At 68.4% G+C, this 21656-nt stretch carries 15 protein-coding genes; 4 read left to right on the forward strand and 11 right to left on the reverse strand.

What is annotated here, in order from left to right; genetic code table 11:
* Positions 1–13: 13 nt before the first annotated feature.
* The 3 genes from rlmN to IY716_RS06580 all read right to left on the reverse strand — a co-directional run bounded on the left by rlmN (position 14) and on the right by IY716_RS06580 (position 3598).
* Positions 14–1432 (reverse strand): 23S rRNA (adenine(2503)-C(2))-methyltransferase RlmN, encoded by a 1419-nt coding sequence (rlmN, locus tag IY716_RS06570; RefSeq protein WP_369699611.1) that lies wholly within the window; start codon positions 1430–1432, stop codon positions 14–16.
* A gap of 115 nt (positions 1433–1547) precedes the next feature.
* The gene (locus IY716_RS06575) at positions 1548–2558 is read right to left on the reverse strand and encodes a siderophore-interacting protein (protein ID WP_218220746.1); all 1011 of its coding nucleotides are present in this window, start codon (positions 2556–2558) and stop codon (positions 1548–1550) included.
* Positions 2558–3598: an iron-siderophore ABC transporter substrate-binding protein gene (locus IY716_RS06580; protein WP_255316454.1), complete on the reverse strand. Its 1041-nt coding sequence runs from the start codon at positions 3596–3598 to the stop codon at positions 2558–2560. The genes IY716_RS06575 and IY716_RS06580 overlap by 1 nt, the downstream gene beginning before the upstream one ends.
* A 119-nt stretch (positions 3599–3717) precedes the next feature.
* Here IY716_RS06580 and IY716_RS06585 point away from each other — a divergent pair, with 119 nt between their 5' ends.
* Entirely contained in the window at positions 3718–4779 is a 1062-nt protein-coding gene (locus IY716_RS06585) for an iron ABC transporter permease (RefSeq protein WP_255316455.1), read from the forward strand.
* A complete protein-coding gene (locus tag IY716_RS06590) occupies positions 4776–5819 on the forward strand; it encodes a FecCD family ABC transporter permease (protein ID WP_369699612.1) in 1044 nt (347 codons plus the stop codon). Before IY716_RS06585 ends, IY716_RS06590 begins: the two co-directional genes overlap by 4 nt.
* A 34-nt stretch (positions 5820–5853) precedes the next feature.
* On the opposite strand, the gene IY716_RS06595 is transcribed toward IY716_RS06590, so the two are convergent.
* Positions 5854–7440, reverse strand: a complete 1587-nt coding sequence (locus IY716_RS06595; RefSeq protein WP_255316456.1) for an amidohydrolase — start codon at positions 7438–7440, stop codon at positions 5854–5856.
* Positions 7437–8132, reverse strand: a complete 696-nt coding sequence (locus tag IY716_RS06600) for an FMN-binding negative transcriptional regulator (protein ID WP_218220747.1) — start codon at positions 8130–8132, stop codon at positions 7437–7439. The genes IY716_RS06595 and IY716_RS06600 overlap by 4 nt, the downstream gene beginning before the upstream one ends.
* Positions 8133–8187: 55 nt before the next feature.
* Between IY716_RS06600 and IY716_RS06605 the strand changes: the two genes are divergently transcribed.
* Positions 8188–9792 carry a M14 family zinc carboxypeptidase gene (locus IY716_RS06605; RefSeq protein ID WP_218220748.1) on the forward strand — a complete coding sequence of 535 codons (1605 nt, stop codon included), beginning with the start codon at positions 8188–8190 and terminating at the stop codon, positions 9790–9792.
* Here IY716_RS06605 and IY716_RS06610 read toward each other — a convergent pair.
* Positions 9698–13291: a bifunctional proline dehydrogenase/L-glutamate gamma-semialdehyde dehydrogenase gene (locus IY716_RS06610; protein ID WP_218220749.1), complete on the reverse strand. Its 3594-nt coding sequence runs from the start codon at positions 13289–13291 to the stop codon at positions 9698–9700. The genes IY716_RS06605 and IY716_RS06610 overlap by 95 nt on opposite strands.
* Positions 13292–13409: 118 nt before the next feature.
* Here IY716_RS06610 and IY716_RS06615 point away from each other — a divergent pair, with 118 nt between their 5' ends.
* A complete protein-coding gene (locus tag IY716_RS06615; protein ID WP_218220750.1) occupies positions 13410–14981 on the forward strand; it encodes a GntR family transcriptional regulator in 1572 nt (523 codons plus the stop codon).
* 14 nt (positions 14982–14995) lie between these two features.
* Here the strand turns inward: IY716_RS06615 and IY716_RS06620 are convergent, their stop codons facing one another.
* The 5 genes from IY716_RS06620 to IY716_RS06640 form a co-directional block, all read right to left on the reverse strand.
* Positions 14996–15553, reverse strand: coding sequence for a dihydrofolate reductase family protein (locus tag IY716_RS06620; protein WP_218220751.1), 558 nt, complete (start codon positions 15551–15553; stop codon positions 14996–14998).
* Between the two features lie 88 nt (positions 15554–15641).
* On the reverse strand, positions 15642–16433 hold the full coding sequence (locus tag IY716_RS06625; protein ID WP_218220752.1) for an ABC transporter ATP-binding protein: 792 nt from the start codon (positions 16431–16433) through the stop codon (positions 15642–15644).
* A 37-nt stretch (positions 16434–16470) separates the two neighbouring features.
* Complete coding sequence (locus tag IY716_RS06630; protein WP_218220753.1) at positions 16471–18003, reverse strand: HNH endonuclease signature motif containing protein; 1533 nt, start codon at positions 18001–18003, stop codon at positions 16471–16473.
* Between the two features lie 250 nt (positions 18004–18253).
* Positions 18254–19123, reverse strand: a complete 870-nt coding sequence (locus tag IY716_RS06635; RefSeq protein ID WP_218220754.1) for a PhzF family phenazine biosynthesis protein — start codon at positions 19121–19123, stop codon at positions 18254–18256.
* Positions 19124–19240: 117 nt separating this feature from the next.
* Positions 19241–21646 carry a heavy metal translocating P-type ATPase gene (locus IY716_RS06640; protein ID WP_369699673.1) on the reverse strand — a complete coding sequence of 802 codons (2406 nt, stop codon included), beginning with the start codon at positions 21644–21646 and terminating at the stop codon, positions 19241–19243.
* Positions 21647–21656: the final 10 nt, after the last annotated feature.

The following is a 21656-nucleotide window of genomic DNA, read 5'->3' on the forward strand; positions in this document are numbered from 1 at the left end:
GGTCCTCTGCCTCTCAGTCCTCGGCCGCTGCCAGCTGGCCGCAGGCGCCGTCGATCTCCTTGCCGCGGGTGTCGCGCAGCGTGGTGGGCACCCCGAGCGACTCGAGCCGGTTCACGAAGGCGCGCATGACCTCGGGCTCCGATGAGGTCCAGATGGACCCGGGCGTGGGGTTCAGCGGGATCGGGTTCACATGGACCCAGCCGCGGCCGCGGGCGTTGAGCTTCTCGGCCAGCAGCTCCGCGCGCCACAGGTGATCATTCATGTCCTTGATCAGCGCATATTCGATGGAGACCCGCCGACCGGTGGTCTCGTAATAGTGGTACGCGGCGTCGATGGCCTCGTCGGCCTTCCAGCGCGAGTTCACCGGGATGAGCTCATCGCGCAGCTGATCATCGGGGGCATGCAGGCTCAGCGCGAAGGTGATCGGCAGGTTCTCGTCGGCGAGCTTGCGGATGGCCGGAACCAGGCCCACCGTGGAGATGGTGATGCCTCGGGCGCTCATGCCCAGGCCCTCCGGGGCGGGGTCGACCATGCGGCGCACGGCGCTCATCACGCGCTTATAGTTCGCCAGCGGCTCGCCCATCCCCATGAACACGATGTTCGAGACGCGCTGCGGACCGACCCCCGACGACGACGCACCCTTGCCCGCCGCTGCCGAGGCCTCGGACTCGGCGAATTCGGTCTCCTCACCCAGGGCCGCGTGGTCCTGCTCCTCCGCGATCTCGGCGGCGTTCGGGGCATCCAGCTCTCCGGCGGCGATCGCCCGGTTGGCCTGGACGATCTGATCCACGATCTCCGCGGAGGACATGTTGCGCGTGAGCCCGTTCTGGCCCGTGGCGCAGAAGGGGCAGTTCATCCCGCAGCCGCACTGCGAGGAGATGCACAGCGTGATCCGGCTGCGATAGCGCATCAGCACAGACTCCACCAGGGCGCCGTCGAAGAGCCGCCAGAGGAACTTGATCGTGGCGCCGTCGTCAGTCTTCAGCCGGCGGACCTCGGTGAGCAGCGGGGGAAGGAACTCCTCCACGAGCTGCTCGCGGGTCTCTGCGGGGAGATCGGTCATCTGCTCCGGATCGGCGGTGTAGTGCCGGAAGTAGTGCACGGAGAGCTGCTTGGCGCGGAAGCCGGAGATGCCCAGCTCCTTGGCCTTGTCGATGCGTTCATCCAGCGTCATGTCCGCGAGGTGTTTCGGGGGCTGCTTGACCTTGGGCTGGGCGAACTGGAGCTTCGGCCGACCTTCGGCGTCCATGGGCTGCTGCCAGCCCTCGGCCTTGGGCCGGATCTGCGGACGCGAGGCATCAGCGTTCGACCCGCCAGCCGGAGCCTTGGAGCCACCCCCGGCGGCAGGCGGCTGACCTGCGGCGCGGCGGGCCGACCCCTGCTTGGGTGCGGAGCTGGAGGGTTCTGGGCGCGGGTTCTTCGAAGGAGACATCGTCTTGATTGTCCCACGGGGGCCGGGGAACCGGTATGCCGGCGCTGGATGCGCGGCTGCGACCCTCAGGCCCCTGCGCGGCTGCGACCCTCAGGCCCCTGCGCGGCTGCGACCCTCAGGCCCCTGCGCGGCCGTGCTTCCAGTAGCCCATGAACGAGACCTGTTTGCGGCTGAGCCCGACGTCCTTGACCAGGTGCCTGCGGAGCCCGGTGATGACCCCGGCCTCCCCCGCGAGCCAGGCGTACTCACGGAACCCGTCGGCGTCGGCGACCTCCCAGAGCAGGTCCCCCTCAGCGATCTCACCGAGCTCCTCGGCACCCGAGGGCGCGCCCACCGGCTCGCCGCGGGAGGGCTGCCAGGAGGAGCGGCGCTGGGCAAAGATCTCGCCCCGCCGCCGGCCCCAGTTCTGCACGGCCCGGGTCAGCGGCTCACCGCGGTCGGCACCCTCGCGGGGAAGCCAATAGATCTCCACGCCGGAGCGATTCACCACGTCGAGAGCGTCGGCCCGGGTGGGGATCTCCAGATAGGCCTCCCCGTGGATGCGCTCCGGGAGCATCTCCAGGATGGCGCAGATGGCGGGAACCGCCGTCTCATCGCCGGCAAGAAGGATGTCACGCGCAGTGCCGGGGTTGAACTCGATGCCGCCGCCGGCCTTGGAGGACCGGCCATCCGGACCGATGATGACCAGCTCGTCCCCGACCTCCGCCTGGACCGCCCAGGCCGAGGCCGGGCCCTCTGTGCCGTGGACCACGAAGTCCACGTCGATCTGATCCTCACGGGGCCTGATGCTTCGTGCGGTGTAGGTCCGGATGGGGTTGCGCTCGGCCTCGGGCAGCTGCCTCCAGGTGGTGTACCAGGTCATCGCCTCCGGCTGCGGGTCGCTGAAGAGCCCCAGCTCGGGCAGCGTGCCGTCGGCACGGGGAAGCAGCAGCTTGATCCGCTGATCGAGTCCGCCCGTGTAGAAGTGCCGCAGCTCCTCATCCTGCAGAGTGAACCGCAGGAAGTTCGGGCTCAATCGCTGCACACGGGCCACCACGGTGCGGTAGGCGCGCTGCGGGGCGGGCTCGGCGGACACCCCCGCGGCGGTGCTGCGGGGAGCTGCTTCGGCGAGGCTGGAGCGCAGCATCACTGGCCCAGCGTCTCCTCGATCTCCCCGGTGAGTTCATCCAAGGCGAAGATCTGCGCTTCAGGCGTCCCCAGTGAGAAGGCGTTCGCGAGGTCATCGGTGATCACCATGGAGCGCCCGTCCTCCACGGCGGGGATGCTGTTCCATCCCTCGTCCTCGGTGATCTCGGTGGCCTCGATGAAGATCGGGAAACCGATGAGCAGGTCGGCGTCAAGAAGGTTCAGCTGCTCATCGGAGATGTTCACGCTGAACTCGCCCTCGCCACCCAGGTCGGCCACCTCGGCGTTCTGTTCGAAGCCGAGGTCCTGCATGAACTCCACGCGCCCGTCGGCCTCGGTGTAGGCGCCCCAGCCCTCTGCGGTGCGGGTGGCCACCGTGACGGTCTGTCCAGCCCAGTCGGGGTGCTCCTCGGTGGCAGCGGCGAAGGCCTCGTCCTGCTCCGCAAGCATCTCCTCGCCAGCTTCGGGCTGACCCAGCGCGGTCGCGATCATCTGCACCTGCTCCGCAGAGTCGGTCAGGTAGTTCGCGCCACCCGGCGCGACCCCCACGGTCGGGGCTATGGAGCTCAGCCGGTCATAGCGCTCCTGGTCCCCGGAGCTGCGCACATCAAGGATCAGATCGGGTTCCAGGGCCGCGACCGCCTCATAGGAGAGCTCGAGCGTGCCGAGGATCTCGGGGTCCTCGCTGTAGGTGTTCTCCACCCAGGGCCCGATCCCGTTGGAGTCCTCGAAGCCGATCCAGTCGGAGGCGCCCACAGGCTCCACACCCAGGTCCAGGGCGACTTCCGCGTCTCCCCAGCCCAGTGCGACGACGCGCTGCGGTTCCTCCTCCACGGTGACCTCGCCGAACTCGGTCTCCACGGTGGCGGGGAAGGATCCTGCCGACTCTGCGCTCTCGGTGGACTCGCTCTCCTGAGCGCCGGCATCTTCCTCGGCCGAAGAGGAGCAGCTCGTCAGGGCGAGCAGGGCCGCCGCGGCGACGGCGATCCCGGCCGCGGGTGTGCGAGTGAGCGAGGGTGAGACGGGGCGTGATCCGCGCAAGAGGATCCTCCTAGTGGTGAAAGGATGTCGGGGGGGGCCGATTGACCGCCCCACCAGAATAGATCAAATTAGAGAACGAGACAGTACCTATTTTCTACTAAGGCTAGACTCATCCCGGCATGACGGCAGAATCACGCACCCTGAGACGCCCCGGCATGCATCCGCATGCCCTGGGGCGCAGCGCCACGCCCAGGACCCGCTTCGCCCTGGTGGCGGGCGTGATCGTGCTGCTCCTGCTGTGCCTGGCGAGCATCAGCATCGGCAGTCGCGGCATCGGACTGGACACGGTCTGGGCCGCGTTGACCGGTGGAGAGGTCAGCGCCGCTGATGGCCATGCGATCCTCGGACTGCGGGTCCCGCGCACCTTCGCCGCCGTCGTCGTCGGCGCTTCTCTGGCAGTGTCGGGGGCGCTGATGCAGTCGCTCACCCGCAATCCACTGGCCGAGCCCGGGCTGCTCGGGGTCTCCGCGGGCTCGGCCTTCGCGGTGGCGATCGCGATCGTGGGCTTCGGCATCACCGCCCCGCTGGGCTATATCTGGTTCGCTCTGGCGGGCGCGTTCTTCGCCACCGTCACCGTGGCGCTGATCGGCGGGATGTCCTCCGGACGAGTGGATCCGATGCGACTGGTGCTGGCCGGCGTCGCTCTCTCCGCAGTGCTCTCCGGGATCATCGGGGCCCTGCGCGTCTCGGACCCGCGCACCTTCAATGCGCTGCAGGTCTGGGAGGCTGGAATCCTGGCCGGTCGAGGCCTCGATGTCACGCTCACCGTGGCGCCGCTCGTCCTCGCCGCCCTGCTGGTGGCGCTTCCGCTGGGCAAGGGCCTGAACACGCTGGCGCTGGGCGATGAGCTGGCAGCAGCCCTGGGTGTCTCTCTCTGGAAGACCCGGGTGATGAGCATCCTGGCGATCACCGTGCTGGCCGGCGGTGCGGCCGCCATCGCCGGACCCATCGCCTTCATCGGTCTGATGGTGCCGCACGCCGCCCGCTGGTTCGCCGGGGCCGATCAGCGCTGGGTGCTGCTGCTCTCGATGGTCTTCGGTCCGATCCTCATGCTGACCGCTGACATCATCGCCCGGCTCATCGTCTGGCCCGGGGAGATGCCGGTGGGACTGGTCAGCGCGCTGATCGGCGCGCCCGTGCTGGTGCTGCTGATCCGGCGGCGGAAGGCGCTGAAGCTGTGACGGCGGACCTGGACCCGCGCCCCGCGAGCGCCCCCCGGCTGACCCACCGGCCTGTCCGCTCGATGCTGGTGGCGGCCGGCCTGTGCCTGGCGCTGATCATCCTGACCATCATCGCGCTGGGGATGGGGGACTACCCGCTGAACCCATCGGAGGTGCTGACCGCGCTGACCGGATCCGGGGACTTCGACTCCACGGTGGTGCTGCAATGGCGGCTGCCCCGGATCACCGCCGCACTGGTCTTCGGTGCCGCGCTCGCCGTCTCCGGAGCACTGTTCCAGACGCTGACGCGGAACCCGCTGGGCTCTCCTGACATCATCGGCTTCTCCACCGGCGCCTACACCGGCGTGCTGCTCGCCACGGTCGGGATCGGCGGCGCGACGCTGGCGAACGGGCTCATCGGCACCGCCCTCGGGGCGCTGATCGGAGGCCTGGGCACGGCGCTGCTGGTCTACTTCCTGGCCTACCGCCAAGGCGTGCAGGGCTTCCGGCTGATCGTGGTGGGCATCGGTGTGACGGCCGCGCTGCACGCGGTGAACTCCTGGATCCTGCTGCGCGCCCAGACCGAGACCGCCATGAGCGCCGCGATCTGGGGCGCCGGGTCCCTGGGGCTGACCAGCTGGGCAGATGTCCTTCCAGCCATCGGGATCGTGCTGGCGGTGCTTCCGCTGCTGCTGATGACGGTGCGACCGCTGCGTCAGCTCGAACTCGGCGACGACGTCGCCGCCTCGCACGGCGTCCGGGTGGAGCCCACCCGGCTGGTGATCCTGGGAGTCGGGGTGCTGCTGACCGCTCTGGTCACCGCGGCCACCGGTCCCATTGCCTTCGTCGCGCTGGCGGCCCCGCAGATCGCCCGGCTGGTGGCGCGCTCCCCCGGCATCCCGCTCGTGCATTCGGCACTCATGGGAGCCCTGGTGCTGCTGGGCTCGGACATGATCGCGCAGCAGGCGCTGGCGCAGCCGATTCCGGTCGGCATGGTGACGGTGATCCTGGGAGGCGGCTACCTGGCGGCGCTGCTGGCGTACCAGGCGCGCCGGGACTGATCACTCCCCGCGGCGCAGCCCGTCAACAGGCACCTCAGCTGAGCCCGTCGTAGGTCAGCCGGCCGCCGAGCAGCGTGGCGGAGACTCCCATCTCGCGCAGGCCTGAGGCCGAGGGATCGGTCACCGTGTCGATCAGCGGATCGCTGTCCACCAGCACCAGATCGGCCACATCTCCGGTGCGGACCTGGACAGACGCGGTGCGCGTGGAAGCTGCCAGTGCCGTGGCCGGGTCGAGCCGCTGCTCGGGGTGCCAGGGGGTGCGCCCGTCCCGGCTTCTCCCGACTGCGGCAGCCATCGCCACCCAGGGATCAAGCGGCGCCACCGGGGCGTCGGAGCCCAGCCGCAGCTTCACGCCCGCGCGGCGCATCGCCTCCAGCGGGAATGCACGGTCGGTGCGCCCGGCCCAGAAGGCGTCGGCAACGTCTCGGTCATCCATCGCATGCTCGGGCTGGACGCTGGCGGTCAGGCCGAGCTGCGCGAAGCGCGGGATGTCCTCCCAGCGCAGCAGCTGTGCATGTTCGATCACCCCGGGCATCCGCAGCGCCTCGAAGGCATCGAGCACGGCGGTGTTCGCGCGGTCACCGATCGCGTGGATGGCCGCGGCGATCTGGGCGTCCCGCGCCCTGCCCATCACCTCCTGGAGCTCCTCCAGCGGCACGGTCTGCATCCCGCAGCTGTGCGGGTGCATCAGGTCCAGATCGGGGTACGGCTCCCAGCACCACGCCGTCCGCGTGTTCAGGGAACCGTCCGAGATGACCTTCAGCGGGCCCATGGTCACCAGACCACGATCGTCGAGCACATCGCCGGTCTTCAGCCCGGCAGCGATCGCCGCCTCCAGGAAGTCGGGCCACACCGAGACCTCCACGCGCAGCGAGTCCACCCCGGCTGCGGTGCGCACGGGCCACTGAGCGATGTTGTCGGCGTTCTCGAACTCGACGATCCCGACCACTCCGCGCCGGGCCGCATCGGCTGCGGTCTTGGCGTAGATCTCGTGGGTCAGCGCCGAGGGGTCCTGCAGCTGGTCCATCACCGCGAAGGACTCCCCTTCGCGGAGCAGCCCGCTGGCGTCCGTGGACACGTCGAGCTTCGCCTGCAGCGCGGAGTTCAGCCACATGCAGTGCAGATCACCGCTGATCAGACCCACCGGCACGGACCCGGTGGCTTCGTCGAGGCTGGCGAGCGTCGGCAGATCAGGCCAGAGTCCGTCACGGAACCCATAGCCGACGACGCCGGAGCTCGCCGCCTGTGCATCGTCGGCCAACGCACCGCGGACCAGCTGGAGCACGTCTGCGGCACTGTTGGTGTCTGCGAGGTCGAGGCGCTGGCGCTGGATGACCCACTGGGTGAAGTGGACGTGGTGATCCCAGAGTCCGGGGATCAGGAACCGCCCCGCTGCGTCGATGCTCGTGGCGGGAGTCGGAGCGGCGGCTCCGGCGGCGGGGTCCGGGGCGGGCGAGCCCGCCGGGACCAGCGCGATCACGCGGCCCTGTGCCAGGTGGGCGTCGAGAAGCACGCCCCCGCCCGCAAGGCGCACGTTGCGCAGCACGAGCGGCTCCGGCGTCGCGCTCGGGGTGGAACTCACTCGGGCGCCCACGGCTGTGTGCATGGTCCGTCCGCTCATGCGGAGCCCCCGAGCTTCCCGGTGTTCAGCTTTCCGGTGTTCAGCTTCTCGGTGTTGACGCGTTCCATCCGATCTGCGAGCGCCGGGCTGGAGTACGGCCCTGGTGCACGCAGCTGCTCGATGATGTTGCGCACAGATTTTGCGGGCTTGTCCTGGTTCATCTTCTCCTTGGCCTCGATGCGGGTGATCCGCATCCGGAATCCGACCGTCCCGCGCACGATCCGCCGGGCGTATTCGCTGTTCTCCTCGGTGGCGTCGAGCAGGTGCGGGTCGGGCAGCGGCGACTCGAAATGTTCCACCAATCGGTGCAGCACTGCGAGATTCTCCGCGTCCGAGAGCACCTCGGGCACGCCATAGAGGTGGGCAGTGACGAAGTTCCAGGTGGGCACGTTGGGACGGTAGCCGTACCAGCTCGGCGAGATATAACCGTGGGGCCCCTGGATGATGGCCAGCAGCTCGCCAGAATCGCCGTCGCCGCCCAGCCCGAGCTTGACCTCGTCGGGCCGCCCCACGTGGCTGAGCAAGACGAGCTCGTCGTCGTCGCCGGCTGCCTGCTCTTCGAGCATCACCGGATAGTGCGAGGCGGTGAGCCCGGCCGGGGTGTTCGCCACGAAGGTGCACCACGGGTGCGCCCTGATGAGTTCCTTGATGCCCTCAAGGTCGTCGAGGGCGTAGTCAGGGTTATGGCGCATCCCACTAGGATAGGGAGCTGCCTCGACCGCCTCCAATTTCTAAGGATTCACGACGATGCATCCCCGCGGGATCCCCGCCGCTCCGGCACCGCTGCGCCGCGAGGAGATCCTGGATCGGGCTGCGGGACTGCCGGAGGCCCACCACTATCCGAGCGTCGATGAGCTGCATCAGACCTTCGCCGACCTGGAGGCCGCGCATCCGGAGCTGATGAGCGTCAGACAGCTCGGCCATTCGCGCGCCGGGGACCCGATCCTGCTCTACACCGTGCACGGCGGGCCGACCGCCGAGCTGAGCGGCCTGCTCGCCGGGGGCGTGCACCCGAATGAGCCGATCGGTTCCTGGACGATGCTGCATCTCGCCCGCGAGCTGCTCGGAGATCCGGACCTGCGCGGTCGGCTGGGCACCAGCTGGCACTTCCTGCCCTGCGCGGACCCCGATTCCATGCGACTCAACGAGGGCTGGTTCCAGAGCCCGGGTGAGCGGAGTCGGTACTTCCAGCACTTCTACCGTCCCGCCGGACCGGAACAGGTGGAGTGGACGTTTCCGTTCAAGTACAAGAGCGCGCATTTCGATGCGATGCTGCCCGAGACCCGGGCGCTGCAGCGGGCGATCGATCTGAGCCGACCTGACTTCTATATGCCGCTGCACAACGCGGAGGCCGGCGGAGCGTATTTCTACCTCTCGGACGCGATGCAGCCGCTGCACGAGCTGCTCGGCGAGCTCCCACAGGCACTCGGAGTCCCGCTGCACCGAGGAGAGCCCGAAGGCGCGCATTTCGAGGTGTTGGCGCCGGGGATCTTCGCCATGGGCACGCTCGAGGAGGCCTATGACTGGATGGAGGCACTGGGCCTCGACCCCTTTCCGGAGGGTTCGGCCGGTGAATCCTCCACGGGATACGCGAGAACCCATGGCACGATCTCGATGGTGGCGGAGATGCCGCTGTGGAAGCATCCCGGCGCCGACGACGTCACCCCCACGCAGCGCAGCTATGCGTGGCTGCTGCAGGACCAGGCCGAGGAGCTCGCGGCCGCGGGAGACCTGCTCATGGATCTGCTGGGTCGCTTCGACGAGCTCCCTCGAACGCAGGAGCCCGCCGCGCCCCCGCTGCTGCGCGCCAGCCGCGCCTTCCTGCCGCTGCTGTCCCATGCTGCACAGTCTCAGCGCGCCCGCGCCGGCGAGGCGGCGTCACAGCGCCTCGCCACGGTGGCAGAGATCCACGGGGTCCAGGGAATCCTTCACATGCTCCGGCTGCGCTTCGGCGGGATGTTCCTCCGCGCGCTCCGGGACGCGGCGAATGAGGAGGCGGGCGAGCGGCCGGGCGCGGCGGCTGGCGAGCGGCCCAGCACCGGCGCGCTCGTCACGCCCCTCGTCACGCCCCTCGTCACTGCCCTCGTCTCCGAGCTCGAGCCGGTCTACGCGCGCTGGCTGGACGAGGCGCTCACCGAGGAGGCCGATCTACAGGTCATCCCAATCCAGGATGCGGCCGGCCTGCAATACGGCTCGGTCCTGGCACTGGCCGCGCATACGCTGCGCCAGCGCCAGGAGCTCGCTGACCCGCACCTGATCAGCGCGCCTGGACCAGCTCCTGCGCGAGCCGGTGGAAGTCCCGTGCCGGGTTGCCGAAGCGGTGCAGGGTCATCGACACCGCCTGCTCCTTGACCCAGTAGCGCAGCTCCACCCGACCGGATGCCGTCACTTCATCGGCGAGCAGAGCGACCTCGGGGCGCTCCGCCAGCTGCTGCTGGAGCTTGAGGTCCAGCGTCCCGACCATGCGCATTCGCACCCCGACGCCCCGATCGTAGGCACCGTCGGCCAGCTCGGTGGAGAATCTGCGCGCAGACTCCTCCTGGACCCGCAGGTCCATGGCGCGCCGTCCCAGCTCCACGGCCTTCGCGGTCTTGCCCGGGAGCCCGGGCTCCGCCGAGATCTCCACGGAGGCACCCGCACGCTGCGCGGCCAGCAGGACGCGCAGCACCTGCGCCGCCGAGGCATCGACGCCCACGCGCAGCAGCACGTCTTCGCCCAGGTAGCGGAAGATGTTCGCCTCGCTGTCCAGCCCGGTGTGGTCCTTGGGCTGGCCGAACTCCTCGGTCCACCAGTGCTGATCATCGGCCGCGGCGGCGGCGAGCCAGGCCCGGTCGGCCCCGGAGACCACTCCGCTGCTGACCGCCAGGTCCAGCAGGGACCGCACCTCGGGAGCCAGTGCTGCGCCCGAGGACCCACTGGTGACCGAACCGGCACTCCCGGCGTCGTCGTCCTCCCAGCGGCCGAAGAGCATCACGTAGTTGGGGCCGCCGGCCTTGGAGCCGAGGCCCACCGAAGACTGCTTCCAGCCGCCGAAGGACTGGCGCTGCACGATGGCGCCGGTGATCCCGCGGTTCACGTAGGCGTTGCCCACCTGCACGCGGCTCAGCCAATCGCTCACCTCAGCGGGCTCCAGCGAATGGATGCCGCCGGTGAGTCCGAAGTCGACCTGGTTCTGCAGCGCGATGGCCTCATCGAGGTCCGCAGCATCCATCAGGCCCAGCACGGGGCCGAAGACCTCGGTCAGGTGGAAGAACGATCCCGGCTTGACCCCGTCCTTGATGCCTGGTGACCAGAGCAGCCCGGTGTCGTCGAGCTGCTTGGGCTCCAGCAGCCAGGACTCACCGGGCTCGAGTGAGGTCAGCGCGCGCTGCAGCTTGTCGCTGGGCTCCTCGGTGAGCGGGCCCACCGTGGCGGAGAGGTTGCTCGGCCAGTCCACCACCATCGAGGAGGCGGCATCGACGAGCTGTCGGCGGAACCGCTCCGAGTCGTAGACGCTGCCGACCAGGATGCCCAGCGATGCGGCGGAACACTTCTGCCCGGCATGTCCGAAGGCGGAGGTCACCAGATCGGCCACTGCAAGATCACGGTCGGCGGAGGGGGTGATGACCAGGGAGTTCTTCCCCGAGGTCTCCGCGTTGATCTGCAGCTGCGGCTTCCAGGAGCGGAACATCGCGGCGGTCTCGGAGGCACCGGTGAGGATCACTCGATCCACCCCGTCATGGGAGACCAGGCGCTTGCCGTCCTCACCCTCAAACGGGTAGACGCCATGGAGCACCTCGCGGGGCACACCGGCCTCCCAGAGCGCCTCGAGGATCGTCATGGAGCAGTGCGGGGTGTGATTCGAGGGCTTATGGATCACTGCGGCACCGGCCGCGAGCGCCGCAAAGGTGCCACCCGCGGGGATCGCCAGCGGGAAGTTCCAGGGCGGGGTGATCAGCACGAGCCGGTCGGGGATGAAGGTGGCATGTTCGACCTGCTCGATCTTCAGCGCGCTGTGTGCGTAGTAGCGGGCGAAGTCGATGGCCTCGGAGATCTCCGGGTCGGTCTGCGCCACCGATTTGCCCACTTCGGCTGCGGCGATGGAAACCAGGTGACCACGGCGCGAGGCAAGGATGTCGGCAGCCCGGTAGAGGATGCGAGCACGTTCGACGGCGGGGCGCGCCGCCCACTTCTCCCCGGCTGCGCGAGCCTGGGCGACGAGTTCGTCGATGCCGTCGCCGCTGATCTTCTCCGGCAGCGACTGCTTCTCCAGCCATCCGGTCTCGCCCGCACGGGCCAGCGCCTCGGCGGCCCAGCGCTGGTTCGCCGGCAGAGCAGGGTCCGTGTCGGGCTCATTGATGAAGTCGGGCAGCGGTGCGTCCTTCGCCGCCTGAGCCGCCAGGGTCTCAGCTGAGCGGTCTTGGACATGGGCGGGGCGCGGCGCCGTGTGCCCGTTCGTGTCCAGGATCTCTTCGAGCAGCTGCAGGGACTCCCGGAAGCGCTTGGCCTCGCGCTCGAAGACCTCGCTGCCGCGGCCGGAGGCGTCAACCTCGAGTTCGAAGATGCCGGACATGAAGTTCTCGCTCGCGGCGTTCTCCTCCAGCCGACGGACCAGATAGGAGATGGCGACGTCGAACTCGGCAGGGCGCACGGCCGGAACGTAGAGCAGGAGCTGGCCGACGTCAGCGCTCACCGCTTCTGCCTGCTCCGTGGCCATGCCCTGGAGCATCTCGAACTCCATCTGCTCGGTCACGCCGCGCTGGGCGCCGAGCAGATGCGCGAAGGCGATGTCGAAGAGGTTGTGCCCGGCCACGCCGATACGCACGCCGGACATGTTCTCACTGGTCAGCAGCCAGTGCAGGACCAGCTTGTAGTTGGCATCGGTGGCCTCCTTGGAGTCGCAGGTGACCTGCGGCCAGCCGGCGATCTCGGCATGGACCTTCTCCACCGCGAGGTTCGCGCCCTTGACCAGGCGGATCTTGATCCCGGCTCCCCCGGAGGCGACCCGGGCGTTGGCGAATTCGGCGAGCTCCTGGACTGCTCCCAGTGCGTCGGGCAGATAGGCCTGCAGGACGATGCCGCCTTCGTAGTGCTGCAGTTCGGGACGGGAGAGCAGGGTCTTGAACACCGCGATGGTGAGGTTCAGATCGCGGTACTCCTCCATGTCCAGGTTGATGAACTTGGATCCTGCAGGGGCTTTGGCGGCCTCCTGGTACATCGGGATCAGCCGCTCGACCACATAGTCGACGGTCGCCTGGAAGCCCCACATGGAGATCTGTGAGGCGATGGAGGAGACCTTGATGGAGACATAGTCGACGTCGTCTCGGCGCAGCAGCTCCACAGTGTCCTGCAGATGCTTGTCCGCCTCGGCCTCGCCGAGCACCGCCTCACCGAGCAGATTGATGTTCAGCCGGTGGCCGTCCTGCTTGATCGTGGCGACGGCCTTGCCGAAGGGCTTGTCACGAGCGTCGACGACCATGTGCCCGACCATCGAGCGCATGCGAGCGCGCGCCGCCGGGACGACGACGTCGGGAAGCACCTTCGCCAGCGCGCTGCCGGTGCGGATCTGCGCCCGGTCCAGCGCCGAGAGTGTATCGGGCGCCAGTTCACCGAGTTCAGCCAGCGCCGAGGCGGCGGCCTTGGTGTCCTCAGTGCGGATGACCCGGTCGACGAACCCGACCGTGAAGTCAAGACCATTGGGGTGCGACAGCACGGCGGAGAGCCGCTGGGCCGACTTGTCAGCCGCAGCGTGATTCTTGCTCGGCTTCTTCGCACCCGCTTCTTTTGCTGTGCTGGGCTGCAGCCAGCGGGTGACCTTGCTGATGGCCGCCTCGGCGATCTCGGTGAGCTCGGTGGTGTTCACAGTGGACATCGGGGCCTCAATTCACGCGACGCTGCGGCTGCAGCTCTCTGGTAGCTCGATCTGCTGACTTCAGTGTGGGCTGTGGCACAAGGCTCTGGCACGGCGCAGAGGAGATTCTCGGTATCTTATGAGTCAGAAATCAGCGATGATGGCCATCATGACCGCTCCCGCCCGTGGCCGCCCCCGCGTCCAGGACATGGCCGATGACATCGTGGCCAGCGTGCTGGCCACCGCCGGGGCTCGGGTGAGCACCCCGGACTTCTCCACGCGCCGCGTGGCGGAGCTGACCGGGTTGAGCCAGACGCTGGTCAGCCGATCCTTCAGACGGCTCCGCCGCGTCGCGGCCCCGCGCGGCACAGAGGCGGCTGGCACTGCTGAACCTGTGGTGCTGTCCGAGGTGAGCGTCCGCTTCCCGCAGATCCGGGTGCGGTTCGACGCGGCGGATGCAGCTGAGGGGGCTACGCCCGAGGCCCCGCCACCCGGCGGGGCCCGTGCCGGCCGGGCCCGTGCCGCCCGGGCCCGTGCCGGCGGGGCCGATACGGAGCGCCGGGCCACCGCCCTGATGGCGGCGCTGCGCGTCTCCGAGGCCGGGACCTGGCGGGTTCGAGGGGCCACGGGGCGGCGGGATGTGGCGGCGGCCCCGAGTGCCGCAATGACCACATCGACCTCACGGTCCTCCCCCACCGTGCCGGACTCTCCGGCTTCCCCCACCGCACCGGACTCTCCGGCCTCCCCCATCCCTGCACACGCACCCGAGGCGCTGTGGGATCCCCGCCAGAAGCAGAGCTGGGAGCAGTTCCTGGACCACGTTGCCGCCCTGCTCTCTCGATGCGAACCCGGCCCGGACACGGTTCCGGGGGACCTGCTCGATCTCCTCGCACGCCGTGCGGGTCGTGGACTGCACGGCGTGCAATGGCGTCGGACGTCGGAACCGACAGAAATTCGCTTGAATTCTGACTCAGAAGAGTCGGGTGACCCGGGGCTGATGGAACCCGAGCGTTCTCCGCGAAACACCTGGTTCGCCCAGGTCGAGCTCTCGGTGACCGAACAGATCGCCATCGCGCTGCGCAAGGAGATCACAAACTCGGGATTCCGTGCTGGCGACAAGCTGTCTCCGGCAGCGCTTGCAGACCGTCTCGGGCTTCGTCGAGCAGTCGTGCGCAGCGCCATGCTTCGGCTGGTCGATGACGGCCTCCTTGACCTCGACCAGGGCAGCTTCCGCATCCCCGCCGTGACGGGGGCTGACGTGGTGGATCTCTACGCCGCCCGGCTCCATGTGGGGATGGTGCTCCTGCGGGCTTGCACGGTGCAGCCCCGGCACAGGCTGCTTCCCGCGAGGCTCGCGCTCGGCGCCGTTGAGGCTGCGGCATCCCAGGGGACGCGGTCCGATGTCGGCCTCGCGGATCTGCAGTTCCAGCAGGAGCTCGCCGAGGCCTCGGGATTGGGACAATCGGCACGCGCCTTCCACGCGCTCACTCTGCGGGTGCGGATGTTCATCGCCGTCCTTCAGCTGGACTACAGCCCAGCGGTGGAACGGATCGTGAGCGACGACCGGCGGATCCTCTCGGCGGTGCTGGCTGGGGATGCCGAGAGCGCGGTCCGCGCCTGGAGACTCAAGCTGGACAACGCGGTGAGACATATGTCGGCGCTCGCCCCGGAATCCTTCGATGCGGAGCTCTGGTCGCGGCTGAGTCACTGAGAGCGGCGCCGGATTCAACTCTTGACGGCATAGCTCAGCTGAACCATTCCATTGCTGAATCGGCGTTCATCCAGCAACGAGAGCGTCATCCTCTGGTCCGGCAGCATGCGAAGTCCACCGCCGAGGATGAGCGGACAGACCAACAGGTGGACCTCGTCCACGAGGCCGTGATGCAGCGCGTGGGCAGCAAGGGTGGGGCCCTCGATCGTCAGGTCCTTGGCGCTCTCCTCCTTGATCCGTTGGACCTCGGAGGGGTTGAACTCGCGCTCGATCCGGGTGCGGGAGGTCGTGGGTTGGGCGAGCGTCCTCGAGTAGACGATCTTCTCTGCGGCGGTCCAGATCCTGGCGAAATCTGCCGACCCGGGGGAATCGTCAGCCAATGACGGATCCGTCTCCCAGACGCTCATGAGCTCGTAGATCTTCCGCCCGTACAGGTAGGTGCCGATGTCCCGGGTCTGGTCATTGATGGACTCCATGACTTCTTCGTCCGGCTCTCCCCATTGAAAATCACCGGCCTCATCGGTGACGTAGCCATCGGCCGAGACAAGCATGAAGAAGATGAGCTTTCCCACTGCGACCTCCTGAGAGTTCCTCCTCGATGCGCAGAAGTCTCACACGGTCGACACCCCGGTTGGAAGGCTCGACGCTCCGGCCACCTCCTCAGCGCACCGGCGACTTCGGGATCATCAGGGGCTTGCCGGTCTCTGGGTCTTCGATGACTCGCGAGTCCACGCCGAACACCTGCTTGATGGTGTCCTCGGTGCCCACCTCTTCGGCGGTACCCTCGGCCACTATGCGCCCGTCCTTCATCGCCACGATATGTGACGCATAGCGCAGCACCTGATTGATGTCGTGAAGGACTGCCACGAGGGTGCGCCCCTCGCGCTGAAGCCGTGCGCAGAGTTCGAGGATCTCGATCTGATGGGCGATGTCCAGGTAGGTGGTCGGCTCGTCGAGCAGCAACAGCGGGGTCTCCTGGGCCAATGCCATGGCGATCCACGCACGCTGCCGCTGTCCGCCGGAGAGGGCGTCGACCTCACGGCTGGCGAGCTGAGTCAACGCCGTGTTCTCCAGCGCTGTCCGCACCGCGGCTTCATCCTCATTGCCCCAACGCTTGAACATGTGCTGATGCGGGTGCCGACCGCGGGAGACCAGGTCGAAGACCGTGATCCCGTCGGGAGCGATCGCTGACTGCGGCAGCAGTCCCACAGTGCGGGCGAGCTCTTTGGTGGGCATGTTGAAGATGGACTCGCCATCGAGGAGCACCTGGCCGCCGGTGGGTTTGATCAGCCGAGCCAGGCTGCGCAGCAGGGTGGACTTTCCGCAGGCGTTGGGACCCATGATGACGGTGAACGACCCATCAGGGATGGTGATGGTGAGGTCCTCTAGAACCTGACGCTCCTCGTAGCCGGAGGTCAGGCTTGCGGCGGAGAGGCGATATTCGTCGGTCATCGGATCCTTTGCAAGGGGGCGCGCTGCTGCGCCAAGTTTACGCCGTGGGCAAAGGCTCCCGAACGTCAGGCACCTCCAGCAGACCTGCGGTCTTGAGTCGATGATGCTTGCGGCACAGCGCCCAGAGATTGGCGGCCGTGGTCTCTCCTCTCGGCCAGGGGAGCCGATGATCGATGTCGCAATGCTCCGCCGCCACTGTGCAGCCCGGCGCCTGACACGTTCCATCCCGAAACTCGATCAGCCGACGCAGCACCCGGGGCACGAAGCGACTGTGGTACACCCGTTCCATGACCACCTGCCATATGTCGTCAGGAGGTGGGTCTTCGGTCAAGAGATCACCTCGCGGGGGATTCTGGAAGCCGGTGGCCTCGAATGCTCCCGGCACCGGGGTAAATGCCAGCTGGTGCTGCTGGGCGCCCACGATGCGACGAATCATCTCCGCCGGATACGCGTGGCGGCGGTTTCGGCTCACCGCTGGAGCATCGGAGATCCCCCGGAGGCTTTCTGCAGTGATCAGCAGACCGATATGGCCGTTGATGGGGATGCCAGAATCCGTGCCTCCGGTGAGCAGCCAGCACGAGAGAAGATCCGCCTCGCGCTGGGCCTGCGTCCGAGGGTCTCCAGAAGGTCGATTCGTTCCGGCTTCGACACTGTGGCCATTCTCGCCGCCGGCTGTCGGAGACGTCGCGGCGACCGTTCGCGCCGTTGCGGCGCCGGTTGGCAAGGTCTCGCCGCCGGCCGTGGGGGACGTCTCGAAGGCGGAGGAGGTGCGGCACCCCTGCGTTTGAAGTGACGCCCACACGGGGGCTGAGTCCGAGACCGTCGCTCCACTCGGCTCCGCCACGTGGCCCAATCCGAGCCAGTCGGTGGCACCCGAGACACGTCCGGAATCTGTCTTCTGGATCAGCGGGCGTTCGACGCAGGGGTCATAGGGCACCGCCTGTCGGGGACTCCGGGCTACATCGACCAGGCGGTTCTTGATCGCCTCGGCCGTGAGTGTGGGAAGCATCGCGTGCAGGATGCTGAGTCCGTCGTCGAGGTGTTCCAGCCAGACTCGGCGCTCGGCATGCCCCAGGTGGCAGCGTCGAGCCTGGTGCTCCGGCTCCACCCGTGCGACGAAGCGCGAGAGCCATGCATTGAGCTGCGCCGGGCGATGACTCACGGCGTAGGCGGCGGCATCCCGATCCAGCCGTTCCAGACTGACCGGCGACTGCAGCTTCTCCGCGGCCGAGACGACCCGGAGCAGCGAACGGACCGAAACGTCCCCGCGCCGCGTGCAGTCCCAGACACCGGGCAGATGCTGGCGTGCGAATCGCGCCTGCTGGTACTGGCTGAACACATGGCCCTCACCGGCTGCCAGCGCCTCGGCGGCGTTCATGATGGCCGCGGACTCGACGGTGGAACGTCCGCGAGCTGTTCGCATGAGATGCGGGTCGATGACCTCGGTCTCACGAAGGAAGGACTCCACATAGTTCACGAGGATCCTCAGCTGCTCAGCCTGCGCCTGATTCAGCTTCCGCTGTGACTCCCACAGCGACTCCGACATCGGGTCAGTCAGTACTGCCTTCATGATTCGAATATACCTTCGAATCGAATGAAGCACAATAGTCTAGTAGCTGCCTCTTTGATGCCATTTGATGATGTTCGCAACGCTCGCTAGCCTGCTCTCGGGAGGGGCTCCACCCCAGCATCACCACGTAGATCAGCGCGTCAACCCAGAGAGCACAGCACCACCCGGACTCGCCGGGCGAGTGCGGGTGCTCACGGGCGAGTGCGGGTGGTCACCGCCGAGTGCTGGTGGTCACCGCCGAGTGCGGTGCTCACTCCTCGGGGGCCTCGACCGGGATGTCGATGCTTCCGCTGATGGCCACATGGGTGCGACCGCCGACCCACAGCGCCTCGCCCTCACCCTCGATATGCACGCGGCCGCGGCGCTGCAGCACCGTGCCCTGACTGCTCACGTAGGGCGGCGACATGCGCCCGGAGTACTCCAGCCACTGTGCCACCGAGGCGTTCAGGCTGCCCGTCACGGGGTCCTCGCGCAGCGCCCCGGTGTCATCGGGGAAGAAGGCGCGCAGCTCCAGCGCCGTCTCCGAGCCTTCCGGCTGGACGCCGACGACGCCGAGGAAGCGGTACTCAGCCTCGGGGATCTTGGTCACGTCCGGGGTCACCGCGAGCACCGTCGCCGCACTGTCGAGCAGCACCGCGACCCACCCCGGGCCGTTGTCCACCCACGCCGCATCCACCACCTGGTCCTCGGTGACGCCCAGCGCCTCGGTGAGCATCGTGCGCGCCGCCCGGGTGACGGGCCCCGAACGCACCAGGCCCGGAGCGCCGAAGGACAACGTGTCCTCGCCGATATGCACCGGGACCAGCCCCACGCCACACTCCTGGACGACGACGCCGGCCGATCGCGGCTCGTTCCCGAGATCCAGCCAGGCCCGTGCAGCGCCCAGCGTGGGGTGCCCGGCGAAGGGAAGCTCCGTATCCAGCGCGAAGATGCGCACTCGATAGTCCGCCTCAGCGGTCGTGGGAGGAAGCAGGAAGACGCACTCAGAAAGGTTGGTCCAGCGCGAGATGGCGCGCATCTGTTCATCGCTCAGGTCCTGCGCCTCTGCGATGATCGCGACCGGGTTGCCGGTGAATGGCCCGTCACCGAAGACGTCGACCTGGAGGAATGGCTTCAACATGGACCTATCTTAGGCAGAGTCCTGACCCGGGTCGGGCCGGGCCAGCCCGGGTCGGGCCGACCTGACCCAGGCCCGGGCGGGGCCCGGCGGGGCACGCTCGCTGCGTCGACCCGCATGCTACCTGGTGCCGGAGCCGTTGAACCCACGCAGTCGCAGACTGTTGCCCAGCACGGAGAACGAGGACAGCACCATCGCCGCCCCGGCCAGCATCGGATTGAGCAGCCCCAGCGCCGCCAGCGGAATGGCAGCGACGTTGTAGCCGAAGGCCCAGAAGAGGTTGGAGCGGATGACTCGAAGCGTCCGGCGGGAGAGCGCGATGGCATCCGAGACGGCGCGCAGATCCCCGCGCATGAGTGTGATGCCGGCCGCATCGATCGCCACATCCGTTCCCGTGCCCATCGCGATGCCCAGATCCGCCTGGGCCAGCGCGGCGGCATCGTTGACGCCGTCCCCCACCATCACCACGCTTCGGCCCTGCTCCTGCAACCCTGCGACAGCGGCGACCTTGTCCTGCGGCAGCGCTTCGGCGATCACCTCGTCGATGCCGACCTCGGCGGCCACCCGCCGCGCGGCACCTGCATTGTCGCCGGTCAGCAGCACCGTGCGCAGGCCCATCGCGCCAAGACGCGAGACCGCCTCGGCGGAGGTCTGCTTCACCGCATCGGAGACGATCAACACTCCGGCGAATCGTCCATCCACCGCGACCAGCACCGGCGTCGATCCATGGGACTCGGATGTCGCGAGCATGGGCTCGACCTCCGCGGGGATCTCAACCCCTCGCTGACGCAGCAGCTCACGGCGTCCCACCACGACATTGCGTCCCAGGACCTCGCCGGAGACCCCGTAGCCCTGGTGACTCTGAAACTCGATCACCTCGGGAAGCGTGCCCGAGGTGGAGCCCAGCGACTCACGGGCAGCATTGGTCACCGCGCGCGCGATCGGGTGCGCGGACGCGGCCTCCAGGGAGCCGGCGAGCCGGAGCAGCTCGGCGTCGTCGTCGTCGGATTCGTCCCAGGAACGGGCAGAGTGCATCGCGGCGAGCTGCATCGCCCCGGTGGTGACGGTCCCCGTCTTGTCCAGGACCACCGTATCCACCCCGCGCGAGGCCTCGAGCACCTCGGGGCCACGGATCAGGATGCCGAGCTGGGCGCCGCGACCGGTGCCCACCAGCAGGGCGGTGGGGGTCGCGAGACCGAGCGCGCAGGGGCAGGCGATGATGAGCACTGCTACCGCTGCGGTGAACGCGAATTCGGCCGAGGGTCCGATCAGCAGCCAGGTCAGCAGGGTGAGCAGCGCGATGACCAGGACGATGGGCACGAAGATTCCGGAGATCCGGTCGGCGAGCCGCTGTACCTCGGCCTTGCCGGACTGGGCCTGCTCGACCAGGCGGGCCATCTGAGCCAGCTGCGTATCGGCCCCGATCCGAGTGGCGCGGATCCGCAGCCGTCCCGAGGTGTTCGTGGTCGCTCCGGTGACGCGGTCTCCGGCCGCGACCTCCACCGGGACCGACTCGCCGGTGAGCATCGACATGTCGACCGCGGAGGCCCCGGAGAGGACCGTGCCGTCGGTGGCGATCTTCTCCCCCGGCCGAACCACGAACTCGTCGCCCGCAGCAAGCTCACGCACCGGGATGAGGACCTCCCCGCCCTCCCGCAGGACCGCGACCTGCTTGGCTCCCAGGTTCAGCAGCGACCGCAGCGCCTGACCTGCACGGGACTTGGAGCGCTTCTCAAAATACCTGCCGAGCAGGAGGAAGACTGTCACCGCAGTCGCGACTTCGAAGTAGATGTTCTCTGCTCCCGCAGCATGAGCGGTCTCCGAGAGCCAGGGCGGCTGGGCGAAGAGCACGAACTCATGGCGCAGCTGGGGATCGCCGGCCTGACCGAAGACCATGGCGTAGCCGGACCAGAGCAGAGCGGCGAGGGTCCCCAGCGAGATGAGCGTATCCATCGTGGCCGCCCCGGACCGTGCATTCAGCGCGGCGGCACGGTGGAATGGCCAGCCGGCCCAGAGCACCACCGGCAGGCTCAGCACGAGAGAGACCCAGTTCCACCCGGGGAACTGCAGCGCCGGAATCATCGCCAGCGCGACGACCGGCAGCGTGAAGCCCGCCGCGACCAGCAGGCGACGGCGCAGCCCAGTCAGATCTCGGTCGGCCGTGCTCGCATTGCCGGCCTCATCATGCGGCGGTGCCGGCACCTGGGCGCTGTATCCGGTCTTCTCCACCGCGGCGATGAGCTCAGCGATGAGCGCCTCTCGGCCGGCAGCGCGGGTGGTGGCGGTAGTGGCGGCAGAGCTGGCGGCATCGGTGGTTCCGGTGGTCTCCGCCGGGGTGCGATGGACCGCCGCCTTCTCGGTGGCGTAGTTGACGCTGGCCGTCACACCCTCGAGCTTGTTCAACCGGCGTTCGATGCGCTGGGCGCAGGCGGCGCAAGTCATCCCACCGATCTCCAGCTCGATGCGCTCAGCGGCAACCGGCGCGGGATCAGCCGGCACCGCTGCGGCAGGGGCGCCGTGGGCCATGTCTGGCCGA

The sequence above is a fragment of the Nesterenkonia sp. Act20 genome, assembly GCF_019173455.1.
GTDB lineage: Bacteria > Actinomycetota > Actinomycetes > Actinomycetales > Micrococcaceae > Nesterenkonia.